The sequence below is a fragment of the Acinetobacter lwoffii genome (assembly GCF_022809915.1).
GTDB lineage: Bacteria > Pseudomonadota > Gammaproteobacteria > Pseudomonadales > Moraxellaceae > Acinetobacter > Acinetobacter lwoffii_M.
Genome location: NZ_JALGQY010000034.1, coordinates 14783 through 31431, shown reverse-complemented (window position 1 = coordinate 31431; position 16649 = coordinate 14783). Strand labels below are relative to the sequence as shown.

Here is a 16649-nt window from a genome sequence, read left to right as displayed (position 1 = left end):
GTCCATGGTGATAAAAACCATCATAAACCAGACATTTTTATTGGTGAGAATATAGACACTTTAAATGGGTTCTAACAAGTGTACTTCGTATAACCGCCATTATGTTAAATGGGGAGTGATTTAGTGGAATATTCTTTAATTTTTTATATGAAAGAAGATACCTTGAATCGTGTCAAAAGAAGCATAGATTTTTTATCCATACCTCTAGTGTTCATTCTTTATAGTAAAATTTTAATCGTTAAACCCACTAAAGCAGAACCGATGATGACTCTGAGCACACTTTGATTAAATTTAAATAATGCGACTACAGCTAAAATTGCAATAATGGCAGAGATATAATCAAAATTCCCTTCAAAACCCTGTGGCCAAAGCACGTGGTAACATAAAAAGAGTGCCAAATTTAAAATTACGCCCACCACGGCAGCGGTAATGGCGGTTAAAGGGGCAGTAAATTTAATTTGATTGTGTGTGGACTCTATAACAGGTGCTCCGGCTAAGATAAAGAAAAATGAGAAAATAAAAGTAAACCACGTGACGATGATTGCACCTAATGCACCTGCAATAAATTGATGTTCAGCACCCAACAGCGAATGGTTATAAGCTGCTAAGAAGCCGACAAAAGCCACCACCATGATCAATGGGCCGGGAGTACTTTCACCTAGGGCTAAACCATCGATCATTTGAGTTGGGGTGAGCCAGTGATAAAAACCGACAGCGCCTTGATAAACGTAAGGCAGAACAGCATAAGCACCACCAAATGTCAGAAGTGCAGCTTTAGTAAAGAACCAAGCCAGTTGAGTATAAGAATGACTCCATCCCAAAACTGCTGTTAAAGAGATGAGTGGAATTGCCCATAAAAGTGCTGAAATTACAGTTATTTTGATCAGATGAGACCATTTAAAAACAGCATGTTCAGGTGTAGGGGTATCATCATCAATAATTGCACATCCATAGGATTTTTGACTGGACTGATGTGCATTTAGCTTAAATAAATCAGGATACTTTTTACCGACCAAATAACCCGATATCGCTGCACATAAAACGATTAAAGGGAAAGGAATATTAAAAATAAATATTGCAAGAAAAGCGATAACTGCAATCGCCCATAGAAATTTATTCTTTAATGAACGACTGCCAATACGATACGTGGCATGAAATACAATTGCGGCAACTGCGGGCTTAATGCCATAAAACAAACCGGCAATGATCGGGACGTCGCCATATTTCACATAGACCCAAGACAGCCCAATGAGGATAAAAAGAGAAGGTAGAACAAATAAAACCCCTGCAACGATGCCACCTTTGGTTTTATGCATTAACCAGCCAATATAAGTTGCAAGTTGTTGAGCTTCGGGGCCGGGTAAGAGCATGCAATAATTCAATGCGTGCATAAAACGCTGTTCTGAAATCCATTTTTTTTCTTCAACTAACTCTTGGTGCATAACAGCGATTTGCCCGGCAGGGCCACCAAAGCTAATGAATCCCAGTTTTAACCAAAATTTGAATGCTTGCCAAAAGCTGATAGATTCAATTTCTGTTTCATCTATTAAAGATGGCTTATTATTCATATTAAATTCCTTTGAAAGTCTGCATATAAGCCATCAAAAATATGGTTTGAAAGATGGAGTAATTGATCATCATCTGTGATCGTGCTTCTTAAGCCTTGCAAGATTTTTTCAATGCCTAAGGCTTCGGCAGGCTCATTTCCCCCAACATCTAAAAAATGAACAATTTCAGCGATTTTATTTAAAGCAGGGTTTTGTAATTCAAAGCTATGCATTAACACTTCAAAAGTGACTAGATGATTGATATGGGTAAATTGGGCATCATCAAAATCAAAACCTAAGGTATCTTTGGGGCAATCATTGGGATGCTCTAACCAAATAAATTTTGCCTGAGGGTCTACAAATTTCTGAATGATCCATGCCGATGCCAAACGGTCAACCCAAGGACGCTTTCTGGTTGCCCAGATTTTATTTTGAAAATCTTGCTTGCATAGGACTTTTAATTGCTGTTCAAAATTATTGGGTTCATCGTATTCACCTAACCGGGCAATAACTTGTTCTAATCGGGTGAGTTCATTCAGTGTTTTGCTTTGATGAGTATTTGGGAAAAAATCTATTTCTATCAGTGAATTGAGGTTTTTTCTTAATTTTCGAATCTGTTTGAGATGTTCTTTTTTCTTATTTTCCTCAAGCGTATTTTGTATTTGTGAAATTTCAGTTCTCAGTTCTTCATATTCTCCAGTCCTGTCGAAAAGTTGAGCAAGGTCTAAATGTGCAGGAGGTTCAGTCTGAAAGATATAGGCATGCCCATGTTCATTAAGATGATCATGAACAACAGACTCGAATTTTTCAGAATGTGCTTCGGGTAAGAGGTAAACACCATCTCTTAAAGTTGCTGCACCATTTGACTTTAATGAACGCCAAATTCGCATTCTTGCGGTTGTGCTTTGACTGGGAAGTGATGAGATCAGTAATGATATTTTCATGTTATAAAATCAACAAATTTTGTTTATCTTATAACAATTTTAAAGGATTAAAAATAGTTTTCCTTTAATAAGAATATATGTAAAAGTCATAAAAGATTTTTCTATCCTTTAATAGTAAATTCAACAGATGCTTATAACTTAGCAGTTTGTAAAATAGAACTTTATAAATCTATTCATCTAGGAAATGCACATGGTCTGGCTTATTGCTAAGTACGCTCTAACTGCTGGAATGGTCATACTTATTTCAGAAGTTGCTAAACGTAGTGACCGTCTAGGCGGATTGATTGCAGCCTTACCTATCGTAACGATACTTGTGCTGATATGGATGAAACTTGAGAATCAAGACCCGCAGAAAATTTCAAATCATGCTTGGTATACCTTTTGGTATGTAGTACCGACATTACCTATGTTTTTAGCATTCCCAATACTTTATCAGCGTTATGGATTTTGGCTATCTCTAGCCATTTGCTACGTAATGACCATTCTTCTTTTTCTTGCATGGGCAGCTATATTGCACCATTTCGGTATTGATTTGCTGTAAATGAACTAGGGGCATGAATGTTAGTTTTTCTAAAATTAACATAATACACCTTATACGAAATACTTGATATTTATAATTAAATTTCAGTATATTAGATTAAGTCGTTCTGGAGTATAGGGCACCAGAGCGGCTTTTTATTGATTATTCATGTTCCACGCTTGAAATTCGAACAATGTTTCATGATTTTTATAAGTTAAACTAAATTTAGTTGCCAATCCCAATAAGCTATTCGATGACTTTTAAATATCGGTATACCGCCTGACGACTAATTCCAAAAGCTTTCCCTAATGCCATTTTCGATGGATACTTCCCCTCCTTCCATGCTTGTCGTAAAGCTTCAACTTGGTCAGGCTTTAGTTTATGCACCCGACCTTTGTACTTCCCTTGAGCTAAAGCGAGTTTTATTCCTTCCTTTTGCCGCTCTAAAATGATCTCACGTTCGAACTGTGCAAAAGCACCCATCAGTTGCAGCATCAAATTATCGATCGAGATGGATTGGGCCGTAAAAGTAACATTTTCTTTTACAAACTGGATAGCGATCCCTCGTTTAACCAATTTATCTACTTCAGTAACCAAATCTTTTAGGCTTCGTACAAAACGATCCATGGAATGTACAATCACTCTGTCCCCTTCCCGAACACAGTTCATCATCTCTTGAAATTTGGGACTGTTGCAAATAGGGATTTGAGTCGATGAAGTTCCCTTTAAAAGGGCTTAGAGACCGAAAACCCTGTTGGTTAGACACACTTCACCCTGAGGCTGACCATAATAAAATGACGATGCTTGTCCTTTACGTAGTGCACGCATGACTTCAATACCTTTAATTGTGGCATAAGCCGTCTTCATAGATTTGAATCCTAATGTGGCCCTGATGATTCTCTTTAACTTACCATGATCACATTCAATGACATTATTTTTATACTTAATCTGCCTGTGCTCAATATCTACTGGACATTTTCCTTCTCGCTTTAATCGTGATAAAGCATGGCCATAGGTCGCTGCTTTATCTGTATTGATGACCCGTGGAATTTGCCATTTTTTCACCGTATTGAAGATCTTTCCTAGAAAACTATAGGCTGATTTACTGTTCCGTCTAGCGGAAAGGTAAAATTCAATCGTATGACCCCGTTGATCAACTGCACGATACAGGTAAGTCCATCGCCCCTTCACTTTGATATAAGTCTCATCCATAGGCCATGAATGTAAATCTGTAGGATTACGCCAATACCAGCGTAACCGTTTTTCCATTTCTGGAGCATAATGCTGAACCCAACGATAAATTGTACTGTGATCCACATTGATGCCTCGTTCAGCGAGCATTTCTTGAAGTTCACGATAGCTGATGCCATATTTACAATACCAACGAACAGCCCAAAGAATGATTTCACCTTGAAAGTGCCGACCGTGGAAGGGATTCATCTGCTGTATCTCGAAATAAATAAGATATTTAGCTTATCATGTCAGCCTCTTTGCAACAGTGTCGACCATATTCTGTAGACAGGTCTGCATATACTCGGCATAGACAGATAATTTTTCATAAATATGCTCGGCATAAAACATATCTTCTACCAGTTGCTTGGCTTGAACTGGGTTATAACGACCACTCAACGAGAGCAACTGTGCATTAAATTTGGAGAACTTTTCACACAATTCGATATACTGTTGATCTTTATGTTTAAATAATAACTGACGCATGTTTAATTCTGCACAGTTCATGATTTTGTCCGATGGATCAGTTGAAATAAGATGAATTTTGATCTTAAAAAACTTTTCAACCGCCGCTATTTTTTGGGCATCAAGCTTTAATTGAGTAATTAAATAAATCTGAGTTACATCTGCTCGGCACAAAGCATTGAGCAAGGCGTAATAGAAAAAATCTACCTCATCCAAGTCTGTATCATGCAGATCTAAATAAATGTTCAGGACTGGTAGTATATCATCTACTTTCAAGTGCAGCTTTTTCTCCACCTCATAGTAACGGTTCAATAAAATCAGTACTGGTACAGTTGCTTGAGTATGATAGATGGTGCTTTGATTTAAATTTCCCAGAATAAAAGGCGCAAATATGTAAGCCAAACTTGCCTGCTCAGGCTGAATTGCCGACTGCACAATATAATCAACTTTCGCCTTGGAAAGTTCACGTAGCACCTTCGCACGCAGCAGCATTGCTTCTAAATTCACGAATTTCTGTGTCAGTATATTTTTCAACTTCGCTGAAAAAGCTTCTTGTTCAACGATCTCAGGAATTCTATTCAAGCTCTCTGTAACAAACATTTCATTACCATCTAGATTGATTCATGTTCGTTATTTTGATTGTTTTTCAACTCAGCAGTAGTTACAGAATTGTGCTGTATAAATATAACAGAGTATTTTTATATACTTTCTCTGTTATATTTTATATGACCTGTTCTTGTACCTACATCTTGAATTCTGTGTCCTGCAAAATCGGGATCATTATTCAAAGTAGGTAGTTTTGATGAAACGATCTATAATTTTTTATAACACTAAAATAAATAGTGTTAATTTAAAAAATCTCAGAAACCCATGTCTAAAATGGGAGGTTCTATGAGCCTCGGCTTAACTGCACTTGAACTCGCACGAATTCAATTTGCCTTTACAGTTTCTTTTCACATTATCTTCCCTGCGACATCCATTGGCTTGGCCTGCTTTCTGGCACTGCTGGAATGGAAATGGTTGCGTACCCAAAACCCGATTTACAAAGATCTGTTTAAATACTGGATTAAGATTTTTGCCGTCGCCTTTGCCATGGGTGTGGTATCAGGCATTGTCATGGCATATCAGTTTGGAACCAACTGGAGTGAATTCTCTCGTATTGCCGGTTCGGTCACTGGTCCATTACTGACTTATGAAGTGCTAAGCGCCTTCTTCCTTGAAGCTGGCTTTCTCGGCATCATGCTGTTCGGTTGGGGACGTGTCAGTCCTAAGGCACACTTTTTTGCGACCTTGATGGTTGCTATTGGGACTTGTATTTCCATGTTCTGGATTTTATCCTCCAACAGCTGGATGCAGACCCCGCAAGGCTTTTCTATCGAAACTGGCATCATTGTCCCATCTGATTGGTGGGCAATTGTGTTTAACCCATCCTTCCCTTATCGCTTTGCGCATATGGCAACCGCGGCTTTCCTTGTATCTTCATTATTGGTTGTAGGTACAGCTTCATGGCATTTACTCAAAGGTCGTCGCGATGCGCTAATCAAAAAATCCTTCTCTATGGGACTGTGGATGGTGCTCGTCACTTCCTGCCTACAAGTGGTGATTGGGGATCAGCACGGTCTGAATACCCTTGAACATCAACCCACTAAATTGGCTGCAATTGAAGGTCACTGGGAAACCAATCATGATCATGGTATGCCCTTACTGTTATTCGCTTTACCCGATATGCAGAACGAACGTAATGCCTTTGAGCTAGGCATCCCGAATTTAGGTAGCTTAATTTTAACCCATTCTATGGATGGTAAAGTCACAGGCTTAAAAGACTTCGCCCCTGAGGATCGTCCACCTGTTCCAATCGTGTTCTGGAGTTTCCGTGTGATGGTAGGACTCGGTATGCTCATGGTGTTGATGTCACTGACTGCTTTATGGCTACGTAAACAAGACCGATTATATGAAAGCCGCTGGTTTCATAAGTTTGCCACCATTATGGGACCTACAGGTTATATCGCTTTACTCGCAGGTTGGGTTACCACGGAAGTCGGCAGACAGCCTTGGGTAGTGTATGGCGTGATTCGTACCCAACATGGTCTATCGCATACCGTCACCGCTGAACAAGTCGGTCTCAGTCTGATCATTTTTGTACTGGTCTATACCGTGGTTTTCGGCACAGGTATCTATTACATGCTGAAATTAATCAAGGCAGGACCCGTACATATAGACAGTGTTGATCAGCAGCTTGTAGGTCTTGGGCACTTTAAAACGCCAATGCGACCATTGAGTGCTGTCGATGAAGCAATTGATGGTTCATCGAGCCAAACACCTAAAAATAAGGAGCAGTATCATGATTGATCTTGCATTAGTCTGGGTCGGTATCATTGGCTTGGGTGTATTGATTTACGTGGTTATGGATGGATTTGATCTGGGCATTGGCATACTGTTCCCATTTATTCAAGGACATCAAGAACGCGATGTGATGATGAATACCGTTGCCCCTGTCTGGGATGGTAATGAAACGTGGATGGTCTTGGGTGGCGCTGGTCTATTTGCTGCCTTTCCTTTAGTGTATTCCACCGTGTTATCCGCCTTGTATTTACCCATCATTTTTATGGTAGTGGCTTTGATTTTCCGAGGCGTGGCTTTTGAATTCCGCTTTAAAGCCCGTCGTAGCAAGCCGCTATGGGATCAAGCATTTATTTGGGGTTCATTCTTTTCCAGTTTCTTCCAAGGAGTCATTCTGGGGGCTTATATTCAAGGAATTGAAACGCAAAATGGTATTTATAGTGGTGGCGCACTTGACTGGCTGACTCCATTCTCTTTGTTCGTGGGCTTGGGGGTGGTTATCATGTATAGCGCATTAGGCTGCGCATGGCTCATCATGAAAACCGAGGCAGATTTACAAGCGAAAATGTATGCGCTGATGCCGAAGCTCATTATTTCCTTATTGATTGTCTTTGGCGCAGTTAGTATCTACACCCCCATCAGCCAACCTGAAATTGCACAGCGCTGGTTTAGCTTACCGAATCTGTTCTATTTCAGTCCTGTGCCTGTTTTGGTGCTGATCTGCTCTGGACTTATTTTGAAAGCATGTTCACAGCGAAAAGAAGCTCAACCCTTTGTTTTAACGTTGGGACTAGTATTTCTGGCCTTTACGGGTTTTGTGATTAGTTTATGGCCTAACATCATCCCGCCAACTGTTTCCATCTGGCAAGCTGCTGCTCCTGAGTCGAGTATGAAATTTGCACTGGTCGGTGCTGTCATTCTGATTCCGATTATTCTGGTTTATACCTTTTTGTCCTACTGGGTGTTCCGTGACAAAGTGCGTATTGGTGATGAAGGCTATCATTAAGCAAGGTGACCCTCATGAAAAAAATGCAAAATCGTTTGAATCCTACAGCATGGTTCATATTATTATGGTGTTTTGGTTTCCTATCCTTAGGCTTAATTGCTGGCTTTTTTAGACTGCTACTCAGCTTGGCCTATTAAAAGCATATTTGATAAAACCTCGGATAGCCATGTAATCACGGCTATCCCTTTCTCATAAGAGCATGTCCTTATGTATAAATCAGAACAACTCGCTTTAAGCCTCAAACATCTTATTGAAACAGGGGCTTGGAAGGCAGATGAGAAACTTCCCTCTTTAAGACAACAAGTCGAAATTTCTGGATTTAGCTTAATGACAGTTTTGAATGCCTATCAGGAACTGGAAGCACGAGGTCTGATCTATTCAAAAGAAAAATTAGGTTACTTTGTTGCAGAAAATCCCTTACAAGCTGCACTCGCAAAAAAAGTCATTGTGAATGAAAAAATTGAGATTAACTCACTGGTATTCCGTTATTTAAAATCCATTCAATCTGAAAAAATTATTCCCTTAGGAAGTGCCTTTCCCGATAGCCAACTGCTTTACTCCCCAAAGCTGATGAAGACCTTAGCACAACAAGCAAAATACCGAGTCAGCTATGAGCAAATGCCGAGCTTACCGCCTGGAAACTACGAGCTCCGGAAACTGATCGCTCAACGCTATTGTATGCAAGGTATTCCCACCGATTCTTCGGATATTGTAATTACTTCAGGTGGACTGGATGCTTTAAATCTATCCTTAAGAGCTATGACCCAAGCAGGTGATTATATCCTCCTACAAGAAACGATTTTCTATGGAGCATGGCAAGCAGCCGAAAATTTAGGGTTAAAAGTTATCACCATTCCAGAACACCCATTACATGGGGTGGATTTAGAGGCCTTTAAAAAAGCCATTACAAGCTATCCAATTAAAGTCTGTCTACTGATGCTGAACAGCCATAATCCAATTGGATTTACAGTCAGTGACGAGATTAAATTTGAATTGGCTAAACTGTTACATCAGCATGAAATTTTTTTGATTGAAGATGATGTCTATGAAGAGCTTTATTATGATCAAAAACGACCTCTATCCATGAAGTATTATGATCAGCAAAACTTTGTCTTGCACTGCTCTTCTTTTTCCAAAACTTTGGGAGCAGGTTTCCGTGTTGGCTGGGTATATGCAGGGAAGTTTTCTGAACATATACAACATCTACAATTGATGAGTACCATTTCAGTGAACTCCTTCATTCAAAATGCATTGGTGGATTACCTTTCCCACCGTCATTATGAAAAACATTTAAAAGGTCTACGCACAACCTTAAAACGCCTTAAAAATCAGTATTTTCAGTATCTCAACAAGAACTTACCTGAAAATTGTACGGTGCATTATTATCCCTCTGGTTATTTTCTGTGGGTGACGCTCCCTGAAGAGGTGGATAGTAGCCACATTTATGAAAAAATGATCCAGAACAAGATTGGAATTGCGCCCAGCATTCTTTTTTATCGTAAGAATAAAAAGCAAAATCACATCCGTATCAACTGTTCCTTCGAAATGAATGAAGCCATCATCCAAGCACTTGATCTCTTAATTGAACAAATTTCCGAGATGCAGTCATGAGCTGCAGAAATAGGAACAAATAAGAGAATTTGAAATTTTTAAATATAGCCAGAAAGCCAGCATGAATGCAGGCCTTGTTTAAGATTAGAAACTATAACTAACTCCAAACTTTGCAGTACGAGGTTGGAGGAATTAACCCTACTACCCTCATCTCCAAGCTAAAAAAATTTGAAATTAAATACGAGGTTAAACGCTAGGTTTTTATCACATGACTCTTATCAAGTCCCTTAGGCACTAATCTTCTCTTCTAGACAAATATCGATATACAGCCTGCCGGCTGATACCAAATGCTTTGGCACTGTTGCAAATAGGCTGACATGATAAGCTAAATATCTTATTTATTTCGAGATACAGCAGATGAATCCCTTCCACGGTCGGCACTTTCAAGGTGAAATCATTCTTTGGGCTGTTCGTTGGTATTGTAAATATGGCATCAGCTATCGTGAACTTCAGGAAATGCTCGCTGAACGTGGAGTTAATGTTGATCACACCACAATTTATCGCTGGGTTCAGCGTTATGCTCCAGAAATGGAAAAACGTTTACGTTGGTATTGGCGTAATCCTACAGATCGACATTTATGGCATCTGGATGAAACTTACGTAAAAGTGAATGGCAAATGGGCATATCTATACCGTGCAGTTGACCAACGTGGCCATACTCTTGATTTCTATCTTTCTGCTAGACGAAATACCCATTCAGCTTATTGTTTTCTTGGTAAGATTTTGAATCATGTCAAAAAATGGCAGATTCCACGAGTCATAAACACTGATAAGGCTCATACCTATGGCCGTGCTTTGTCGCGACTAAAACAGGAAGGAAAGTGTCCTGAAGACCTGGACCATCGACAGATTAAATACAAGAATAACGTGATTGAATGTGATCATGGCAAGCTCAAACGGATCATCAAGGCTACGTTGGGATTCAAGTCTATGAAAACGGCTTATGCCACAATTAAAGGAATTGAGGTTATGCGTGCTCTACGCAAAGGACAAGCTTCATTATTTTATAACGGTAATATTCTAGGAGAAGTTTGGCTAGTAAATAGAGTTTTCGGTCTCTAAGCTTTTTTGAAGGGAAAATCATTGACTCAGATCCCTATTTGCAACAGTGCCGATAAAGCACACATATGGAGGTGCTTTGTCACGGTTAAAATGGGAAAGAAAATGTCCACCAGATCTTGAGCACAGGCAGGTTAAGTATAAAAATAACGTGATCGAATGTAATCATGGCAAGCTAAAGCGGATCATTAGGGCCACTTTAGGATTCAAATCGATGAAGACGGCTATGCCACATGCATCTATTCAGATGGCATTAAACACCGATGATGTACAGACGAAGTAGTAGCAGCCGATCCTACTAAAAGAATAGCAAACGATAAAAACAGCGATAAGCATGTTTTTAACCACTGCATAAAAATAGACCAAAAATTAAGCTTTTTTAGTTTTACAGATTCGAAAATAAATAGTAATAATTCATGAATAGTAGCCGAAGCTACCATTCATGAATCCAAATCATACTATTTTAAAAAACTAATTCGATGCCTGCACCATATTTCCATCCCTTTTCAGACTCTGTTGCCTCTTGCATAGAAGTGGCTTTCTGTCCTTTTTCATATTGGTAAGCAACATCAATGAAAGGTTTAATTCGCTTAGTAATCTCATATCGGGTTTTGATACCAGTTTTTAGTTCTGATAAACCTGATTTTGCAGCATAGTTAGAATCATCGCTAAATATTACATCTGCTTCGATATAAGGTTGAGTAATAAGTTTCTGAGTTAAAAGCAAATCACGTTCTAATTCAAAACTTGCTCCCCAAAAATTATTCTCACCGCCATAAAGATATGCTTGTGTTTCAAAGAAATAAGGAGCTAGACCTAATATACCAATAACCCCATCCACTCGATCGCTGCTGCTGTTATTTTTATCTTCACTATATCTTACCCCAGCTTGTGCATCCCAAAATGGGGCTACGTTACGGCTATAAAGTGCTGATACAGCATATTTTGGATCATTACTTTCTAACTTTTCCGAATTGGCTTCAATAAATAGACGATTTTCATCTGTTCCAATTAAAGTTTCAAACTTTGTTCCTAGGTTGCCCTTACCGTCTTCATCAACCATCCATTCATTTTCAAATTTTGTCGTTTGATAAATTTGTCCACCATGTTCTTTAAGATGATTGTCATGAGGTGAGTTAGAGTTCTCAAGCGCAATCTGGACACTCTTATCCCCCATATTCGCATTTTCCATTGAATAATATTCTGGATAACGCTCTTGAAGGGAATACTTTAATCCTCCAGATTCCTGTAAAAGAATTTTCATATTTTTTGTAATATTACTGTCTTGTACAGGAGTTTCATTTTTAGCGAACGTTAGATTTGATAATCCAAATAGCGCAATCATCAAAGTTGTTTTTGAAAACAAATTATTAGTGATGTGCATGTGGATTTACTCCCTTCTCATTTACTTGGGACTGAGGAACAGTCTTTGTAGAATTACCATCTTCCACTTGAGCTACAATGAGTTTATTCATCATTCCTGCACTCATATGGTAAAGCAGGTGACAATGAATAGCCCACTCACCTAACTCATCAGCTGTGAGTAGAGTGGTTATCGTTTTCCCAGGTGGAACAATTACCGTATGTTTGTTTGGCATATTGCTTGGATCCTGACCATTCTCAAGCTGCATAAACATGCCATGTAAGTGCATTGGGTGAGCCATCATACTGTCATTGACAAATTTTAAGCGAATACGTTCACCATACTTCACCACTAGTGGGTCGGCTTCATTAAATTTTTTACCATTTATTGTCCAAATATAACGCTCCATGTTTCCACCAAGACGGATCTCTATTTCACGTTCAGCTGCACGAGTGTCTTTTTGAGGATCTAACGATTGCAAATCACTATATTGCAATGCTTTATTACCTTCAGGTGTTGAAGCATTTGCCCATCCAAATACGGTATTATCATTCTTGTCTGAAGCCGCCTTAACAGTAGCGCTATTCATCGGCATATCATGATCCATACCTTTCATAGAAGACATATCATGATCCATACCTTTCATAGAAGACATATCGTGATTCATGCCTTTCATAGAAGACATATCATGATTCATATCTTTCATTGAAGACATATCATGATCCATACCTTTCATAGAAGACATATCGTGATTCATGCCTTTCATAGAAGACATATCATGATCCATACCTTTCATAGAAGACATATCGTGATTCATATCTTTCATAGATGACATGTCATGGCTCATCCCCATATCTTCCATAGTTAATAAAGCACGAGGGCGAGATTTAGGCATCTCAATTTGTTTGACTGCTGGGCTGCTTTCTTCATGTAATGTTCCCACTGAAAAACCGGTGCGATCAATAGATTCAGCTTCAATTTGGTAATGTGCTTGTTTTGGTTCCACAATGACATCATAGGTTTCAGCAGTACCAATACGGAACTCATCTACAGGAACGGGCTTTACAGGTTGACCATCAGCACTGACTACAGTCATTTTTAGGTTTGGAATGCGTACATCAAAGAATGACATAGCGGAAGCATTAATAAAACGAAGGCGAACTTTTTCACCAGCTTTGAAGTTACCGGTCCAGTTTTGCTGAGGTGTTTTGCCATTCATTAAAAATGTATAACCAGTCACATCGGACATATCTGTTTTCAACATCCGCATCTGATTCCACATAGAGCGGTCTTGCCAAGTTGCCTTTAATCCATCACGTTTAACTTGTTTTAATACATCGAATACTGTTTCGCGACGGTTCTGATAGTAATCTGCTTCTTTTTTAAGATTTTTCATAATTTGATCACTTGTTGAATTATGAAAATCAGAAAGCAAAACAACGTAATCTTTATCGGTTTTTTCAGCAGCTGTTAGTGGAGTTTTATCTTTAGGATAAATAACAAAAGCACCATATAAACCGTCTTGTTCTTGTCCTTTACTATGTGAATGATACCAATAAGTACCATTTTGGCGGACTTTAAACTTATATTCATAAGTTTTATTAGGGGCAATGCCATTAAATTTGTTAAATCCAGGTACACCATCCATAATTCCAGGTAATAATAAGCCATGCCAATGGATTGAAGAGTCCTGATTTTTTAACTTATTGTGAACACGGATAACGGCCTCATCACCTTCTTCAAATTCAAGAAGTGGTGCAACGAATTTACCATTTACAGTAATTCTCTCAACTGGTTTTCCTGTGATATTTACAGTTTGTTCAGCGATTGTTAAATCATATTCTTTAACTGCCGCCATTACCCAAGTTGATGAAAATAAACCAACTCCAATTAAGAGTATATGACTTAACTTTTTTGACATTCTATCTCACCTTTAGAAAGGTCAAGATTGAAGTAATAAAGCAAATATTTAGTATAAACTTTAATACTTCTTTCTCGCTATTTATAAAATTATTTATTGCTACCAGGCATATTCATCTTTGAATGATCCATTTTAGAATGGTCCATATTCATCATAGAATGATCCATTTTTGACATGTCAGATGAGTTAGGAGACTGATGTTGACTATGATCTTGCTGAGTCTTGTCATCTTTTTCCATTTTACAAGGTTTTGTACAAGGTTCCTGTGCTTTTACCGTTTTAGTGGCACTTGAGGTTGATACATCTTTTGCCCAAGATTGAGTACCAGCAATTAAAGTTCCAGCACACATTAAAATTGTTAGACTACGACGCACTACAGTTTTCATAAGTTTCTCTAAAAGTTAATTTCTTGCTACTACAATAAAGTGAAGCACTGAACATCTAAGTGACTTGAAAATGACATTTTTGTAATCTATCTCGATCAGATGTTTTATAACGTTATTATAGTTTTAATGAATGACTTAGGATTCGGAAATGAGAATACTATTAGTTGAAGATGAACAAAAAACTGGTGATTATCTCAAGCAAGGTTTATCCGAAGCTGGCTATATTACGGACTGGGTTACAGATGGGTTAACGGGTAAACATCAAGCTCTTTCTGAAGAGTATGACTTAATTATTTTAGACGTGATGTTACCTGGACTAAATGGTTGGAATATTATCAATGATATTCGTAGCAGCGGTAAAACAATGCCCATTCTTTTTCTTACCGCCCGAGATCAAATCGAAGATCGAGTAAAAGGTTTAGAGTTAGGCGCTGATGATTATTTAGTAAAGCCTTTTGCTTTTGCAGAGCTTCTAGCTCGAATAAAAACGCTCCTTAGACGAGGGCAACAAAGAGAAGATAATAATATTATTAAGATTGCTGATTTAGAACTTGATTTGAGAAAACGTCGGGTAACACGAGCAGGTCAACGCATTGATCTGACGGCTAAAGAATTTGCGCTTATGGAGCTTTTTATGCGTAGAAGAGGTGAAATTCTACCAAGAGCACTTATTGCATCTCAAATTTGGGATATGAACTTTGATAGTGATACGAATGTCGTTGAAGTCGCTATTAAACGATTAAGAAGTAAAGTTGACAGTAACTTTACTCCCAAATTAATTCAGAATATTCGAGGAATGGGGTATGTACTAGAGGTAGAGGATGAATAATAATTTATTCAGAGCGATCAGTTTCCGGATCGGTATCATTTTCTCATTATCTACTATTTTCATTCTAATTATTATGGGTTTGTTCATAAATAAATTAGTAATGCATCATTTTGAAACTCAAGACCGTACCCAATTAGAAGGTAAAATCCAGCTTATTCAGAATCTTCTCCAACAGCATCCTAAAAATTCTCCAGAACTTAATCTTTATTTAAGAGATGCGTTAGTTGGACACCATGATCTTATGGTCCAAATAGAACGACCGACAGGTAAAGTTTTATTTAGTTCAGCATCCTCAATCATTAATACTCAAAATTTAATCAAGTCAGCAAATAATTCATGGATTAAATGGCAAGTTCAAAATAAGACCTATCGTGGCATGATCTACACTACAGGTATAAATAGAAATTCTGAAATACAATCTGTACGAATTATTGTTGGGATCGATACATCAGAACATCTACATTTTCTAAAAGATTTTAAGCGTCAACTTTTGTATATTGGTTTGGCTGGTACAATTTGTTTAATGTTTTTAGGTTGGTTTGCAACCTGGAGAGGTTTAAGACCAGTGCAAAAAATGGCTAAGGTCGCAGAAGGAATTTCTGCTCAACATCTTTCAGAACGTTTAGAAGTTGAGCATACACCAACCGAACTAAAATCATTGGCAATCGCCTTCAATGCTATGCTGGACAGACTAGAGTCAGCTTTAGAAAAACTTTCCGATTTTTCATCTGATTTAGCACATGAAATTAGAACACCGATTAATAATTTAATGACCCAAACTCAAGTATGTCTCGCCCGTAACCGAGATATTGGTACTTATCAAGAAATACTATTTTCTAATTTAGAAGAATTTGAACGTTTGGCTCGAATGGTGTCCGATATGCTTTTCTTGGCAAAAGCAGAACATGGCTTAAATTTACAGAACTTACAGAATATTGACCTCATTAAAGAAGTTACCGCTTTATTTGATTTCTATGACGCTCTAGCTGCCGAAAAAAATATGACACTTCAACAAACAGGATCTGGCAATGTAAAAGGTGATCCTGCTATGTTACGTCGCGCACTCAGCAACCTATTGTCTAATGCAGTTAAATATGGAAACAAGAATTCTACAATACAGATAAAACTTCAACAGAATTTAGATAACACAATATTTTCAATTGAAAATGAAGGCCCTGAACTCTCTCCTGAACAACTATCCAGATTATTTGATCGTTTTTATCGAACAGATGCGTCTAGACAAAGAACAGAAGAAGGAACCGGCTTAGGGCTTGCCATAACAAAATCTATTCTTGATATGCTTGGGGCGACCATCCAGGCTGAATCCCTCAATGGTCGAATCATTTTTACCATTGTTTTTCAAAGTGAATCCATGCAAGGGGAATCATTTTAACTCATTTTTTGAACATCTTCCATTTACCCGAGTTG

The 16649-nt window shown here is 38.2% G+C and carries 14 protein-coding genes and 3 pseudogenes; 8 read left to right on the top strand and 9 right to left on the bottom strand.

Annotated features, from left to right (window positions below; all coding sequences use genetic code 11):
• Positions 1-218: 218 nt before the first annotated feature.
• Both chrA and MTX11_RS14060 read right to left on the bottom strand, forming a co-directional pair.
• The gene (gene chrA / locus MTX11_RS14065; RefSeq protein WP_243475397.1) at positions 219-1568 is read right to left on the bottom strand and encodes a chromate efflux transporter; all 1350 of its coding nucleotides are present in this window, start codon (positions 1566-1568) and stop codon (positions 219-221) included.
• Entirely contained in the window at positions 1565-2491 is a 927-nt protein-coding gene (locus tag MTX11_RS14060; protein WP_005102070.1) for a chromate resistance protein ChrB domain-containing protein, read from the bottom strand. The genes chrA and MTX11_RS14060 overlap by 4 nt, the downstream gene beginning before the upstream one ends.
• Positions 2492-2681: 190 nt before the next feature.
• On the opposite strand from MTX11_RS14060, the gene MTX11_RS14055 reads away from it, so the two are divergent.
• The gene (locus MTX11_RS14055) at positions 2682-3032 is read left to right on the top strand and encodes a DUF3147 family protein (protein ID WP_004644745.1); all 351 of its coding nucleotides are present in this window, start codon (positions 2682-2684) and stop codon (positions 3030-3032) included.
• 225 nt (positions 3033-3257) lie between these two features.
• On the opposite strand, the pseudogene MTX11_RS14050 reads toward MTX11_RS14055, so the two are convergent.
• The 3 genes and pseudogenes from MTX11_RS14050 to MTX11_RS14040 form a co-directional block, all read right to left on the bottom strand.
• Positions 3258-3698, bottom strand: a pseudogene (locus tag MTX11_RS14050) (recombinase family protein); the annotation flags it as partial.
• Between the two features lie 48 nt (positions 3699-3746).
• The gene (locus MTX11_RS14045) at positions 3747-4451 is read right to left on the bottom strand and encodes an IS6 family transposase (RefSeq protein ID WP_243475396.1); all 705 of its coding nucleotides are present in this window, start codon (positions 4449-4451) and stop codon (positions 3747-3749) included.
• A gap of 36 nt (positions 4452-4487) precedes the next feature.
• Complete coding sequence (locus tag MTX11_RS14040; RefSeq protein WP_243475395.1) at positions 4488-5306, bottom strand: hypothetical protein; 819 nt, start codon at positions 5304-5306, stop codon at positions 4488-4490.
• Between the two features lie 291 nt (positions 5307-5597).
• Here MTX11_RS14040 and MTX11_RS14035 point away from each other — a divergent pair, with 291 nt between their 5' ends.
• From MTX11_RS14035 to MTX11_RS14010, 5 genes and pseudogenes are all read left to right on the top strand, one after another.
• Positions 5598-7055 carry a cytochrome ubiquinol oxidase subunit I gene (locus MTX11_RS14035; RefSeq protein ID WP_243475394.1) on the top strand — a complete coding sequence of 486 codons (1458 nt, stop codon included), beginning with the start codon at positions 5598-5600 and terminating at the stop codon, positions 7053-7055.
• Positions 7048-8052, top strand: a complete 1005-nt coding sequence (cydB, locus tag MTX11_RS14030) for a cytochrome d ubiquinol oxidase subunit II (RefSeq protein ID WP_243475393.1) — start codon at positions 7048-7050, stop codon at positions 8050-8052. The genes MTX11_RS14035 and cydB overlap by 8 nt, the downstream gene beginning before the upstream one ends.
• A gap of 207 nt (positions 8053-8259) precedes the next feature.
• A complete protein-coding gene (locus MTX11_RS14020; protein WP_100358158.1) occupies positions 8260-9663 on the top strand; it encodes an aminotransferase-like domain-containing protein in 1404 nt (467 codons plus the stop codon).
• 357 nt (positions 9664-10020) lie between these two features.
• Positions 10021-10725 (top strand): IS6-like element IS1007 family transposase, encoded by a 705-nt coding sequence (locus tag MTX11_RS14015; RefSeq protein ID WP_001067793.1) that lies wholly within the window; start codon positions 10021-10023, stop codon positions 10723-10725.
• 85 nt (positions 10726-10810) lie between these two features.
• Positions 10811-10948, top strand: a pseudogene (locus MTX11_RS14010) (DDE-type integrase/transposase/recombinase); the annotation flags it as partial.
• Between the two features lie 16 nt (positions 10949-10964).
• On the opposite strand, the pseudogene MTX11_RS14005 reads toward MTX11_RS14010, so the two are convergent.
• From MTX11_RS14005 to MTX11_RS13990, 4 genes and pseudogenes are all read right to left on the bottom strand, one after another.
• Positions 10965-11162 (bottom strand): annotated as a pseudogene (locus MTX11_RS14005) (hypothetical protein); the annotation flags it as partial.
• A gap of 23 nt (positions 11163-11185) precedes the next feature.
• Complete coding sequence (locus MTX11_RS14000) at positions 11186-12106, bottom strand: copper resistance protein B (protein ID WP_243475392.1); 921 nt, start codon at positions 12104-12106, stop codon at positions 11186-11188.
• On the bottom strand, positions 12093-14006 hold the full coding sequence (locus tag MTX11_RS13995; RefSeq protein ID WP_101235195.1) for a copper resistance system multicopper oxidase: 1914 nt from the start codon (positions 14004-14006) through the stop codon (positions 12093-12095). Before MTX11_RS13995 ends, MTX11_RS14000 begins: the two co-directional genes overlap by 14 nt.
• An 89-nt stretch (positions 14007-14095) precedes the next feature.
• Positions 14096-14392 carry a hypothetical protein gene (locus MTX11_RS13990; protein ID WP_005006338.1) on the bottom strand — a complete coding sequence of 99 codons (297 nt, stop codon included), beginning with the start codon at positions 14390-14392 and terminating at the stop codon, positions 14096-14098.
• Positions 14393-14540: 148 nt separating this feature from the next.
• Between MTX11_RS13990 and MTX11_RS13985 the strand changes: the two genes are divergently transcribed.
• Entirely contained in the window at positions 14541-15221 is a 681-nt protein-coding gene (locus MTX11_RS13985) for a heavy metal response regulator transcription factor (protein ID WP_004663993.1), read from the top strand.
• Positions 15214-16614, top strand: coding sequence for a heavy metal sensor histidine kinase (locus tag MTX11_RS13980; RefSeq protein ID WP_004281867.1), 1401 nt, complete (start codon positions 15214-15216; stop codon positions 16612-16614). Before MTX11_RS13985 ends, MTX11_RS13980 begins: the two co-directional genes overlap by 8 nt.
• Positions 16615-16649: the final 35 nt, after the last annotated feature.

Coding starts and splice junctions, on each gene's coding strand:
- MTX11_RS14000 (WP_243475392.1), bottom strand. CDS start 12,106: ATGCACATCACTAATAATTTGTTTTCAAAAACAACTTTGATGATTGCG.
- MTX11_RS13995 (WP_101235195.1), bottom strand. CDS start 14,006: ATGTCAAAAAAGTTAAGTCATATACTCTTAATTGGAGTTGGTTTATTT.
- MTX11_RS14015 (WP_001067793.1), top strand. CDS start 10,021: ATGAATCCCTTCCACGGTCGGCACTTTCAAGGTGAAATCATTCTTTGG.
- MTX11_RS14045 (WP_243475396.1), bottom strand. CDS start 4,451: ATGAATCCCTTCCACGGTCGGCACTTTCAAGGTGAAATCATTCTTTGG.
- MTX11_RS13990 (WP_005006338.1), bottom strand. CDS start 14,392: ATGAAAACTGTAGTGCGTCGTAGTCTAACAATTTTAATGTGTGCTGGA.
- chrA (WP_243475397.1), bottom strand. CDS start 1,568: ATGAATAATAAGCCATCTTTAATAGATGAAACAGAAATTGAATCTATC.
- cydB (WP_243475393.1), top strand. CDS start 7,048: ATGATTGATCTTGCATTAGTCTGGGTCGGTATCATTGGCTTGGGTGTA.
- MTX11_RS14020 (WP_100358158.1), top strand. CDS start 8,260: ATGTATAAATCAGAACAACTCGCTTTAAGCCTCAAACATCTTATTGAA.
- MTX11_RS14035 (WP_243475394.1), top strand. CDS start 5,598: ATGAGCCTCGGCTTAACTGCACTTGAACTCGCACGAATTCAATTTGCC.
- MTX11_RS14040 (WP_243475395.1), bottom strand. CDS start 5,306: ATGTTTGTTACAGAGAGCTTGAATAGAATTCCTGAGATCGTTGAACAA.
- MTX11_RS14055 (WP_004644745.1), top strand. CDS start 2,682: ATGGTCTGGCTTATTGCTAAGTACGCTCTAACTGCTGGAATGGTCATA.
- MTX11_RS13985 (WP_004663993.1), top strand. CDS start 14,541: ATGAGAATACTATTAGTTGAAGATGAACAAAAAACTGGTGATTATCTC.
- MTX11_RS13980 (WP_004281867.1), top strand. CDS start 15,214: ATGAATAATAATTTATTCAGAGCGATCAGTTTCCGGATCGGTATCATT.
- MTX11_RS14060 (WP_005102070.1), bottom strand. CDS start 2,491: ATGAAAATATCATTACTGATCTCATCACTTCCCAGTCAAAGCACAACC.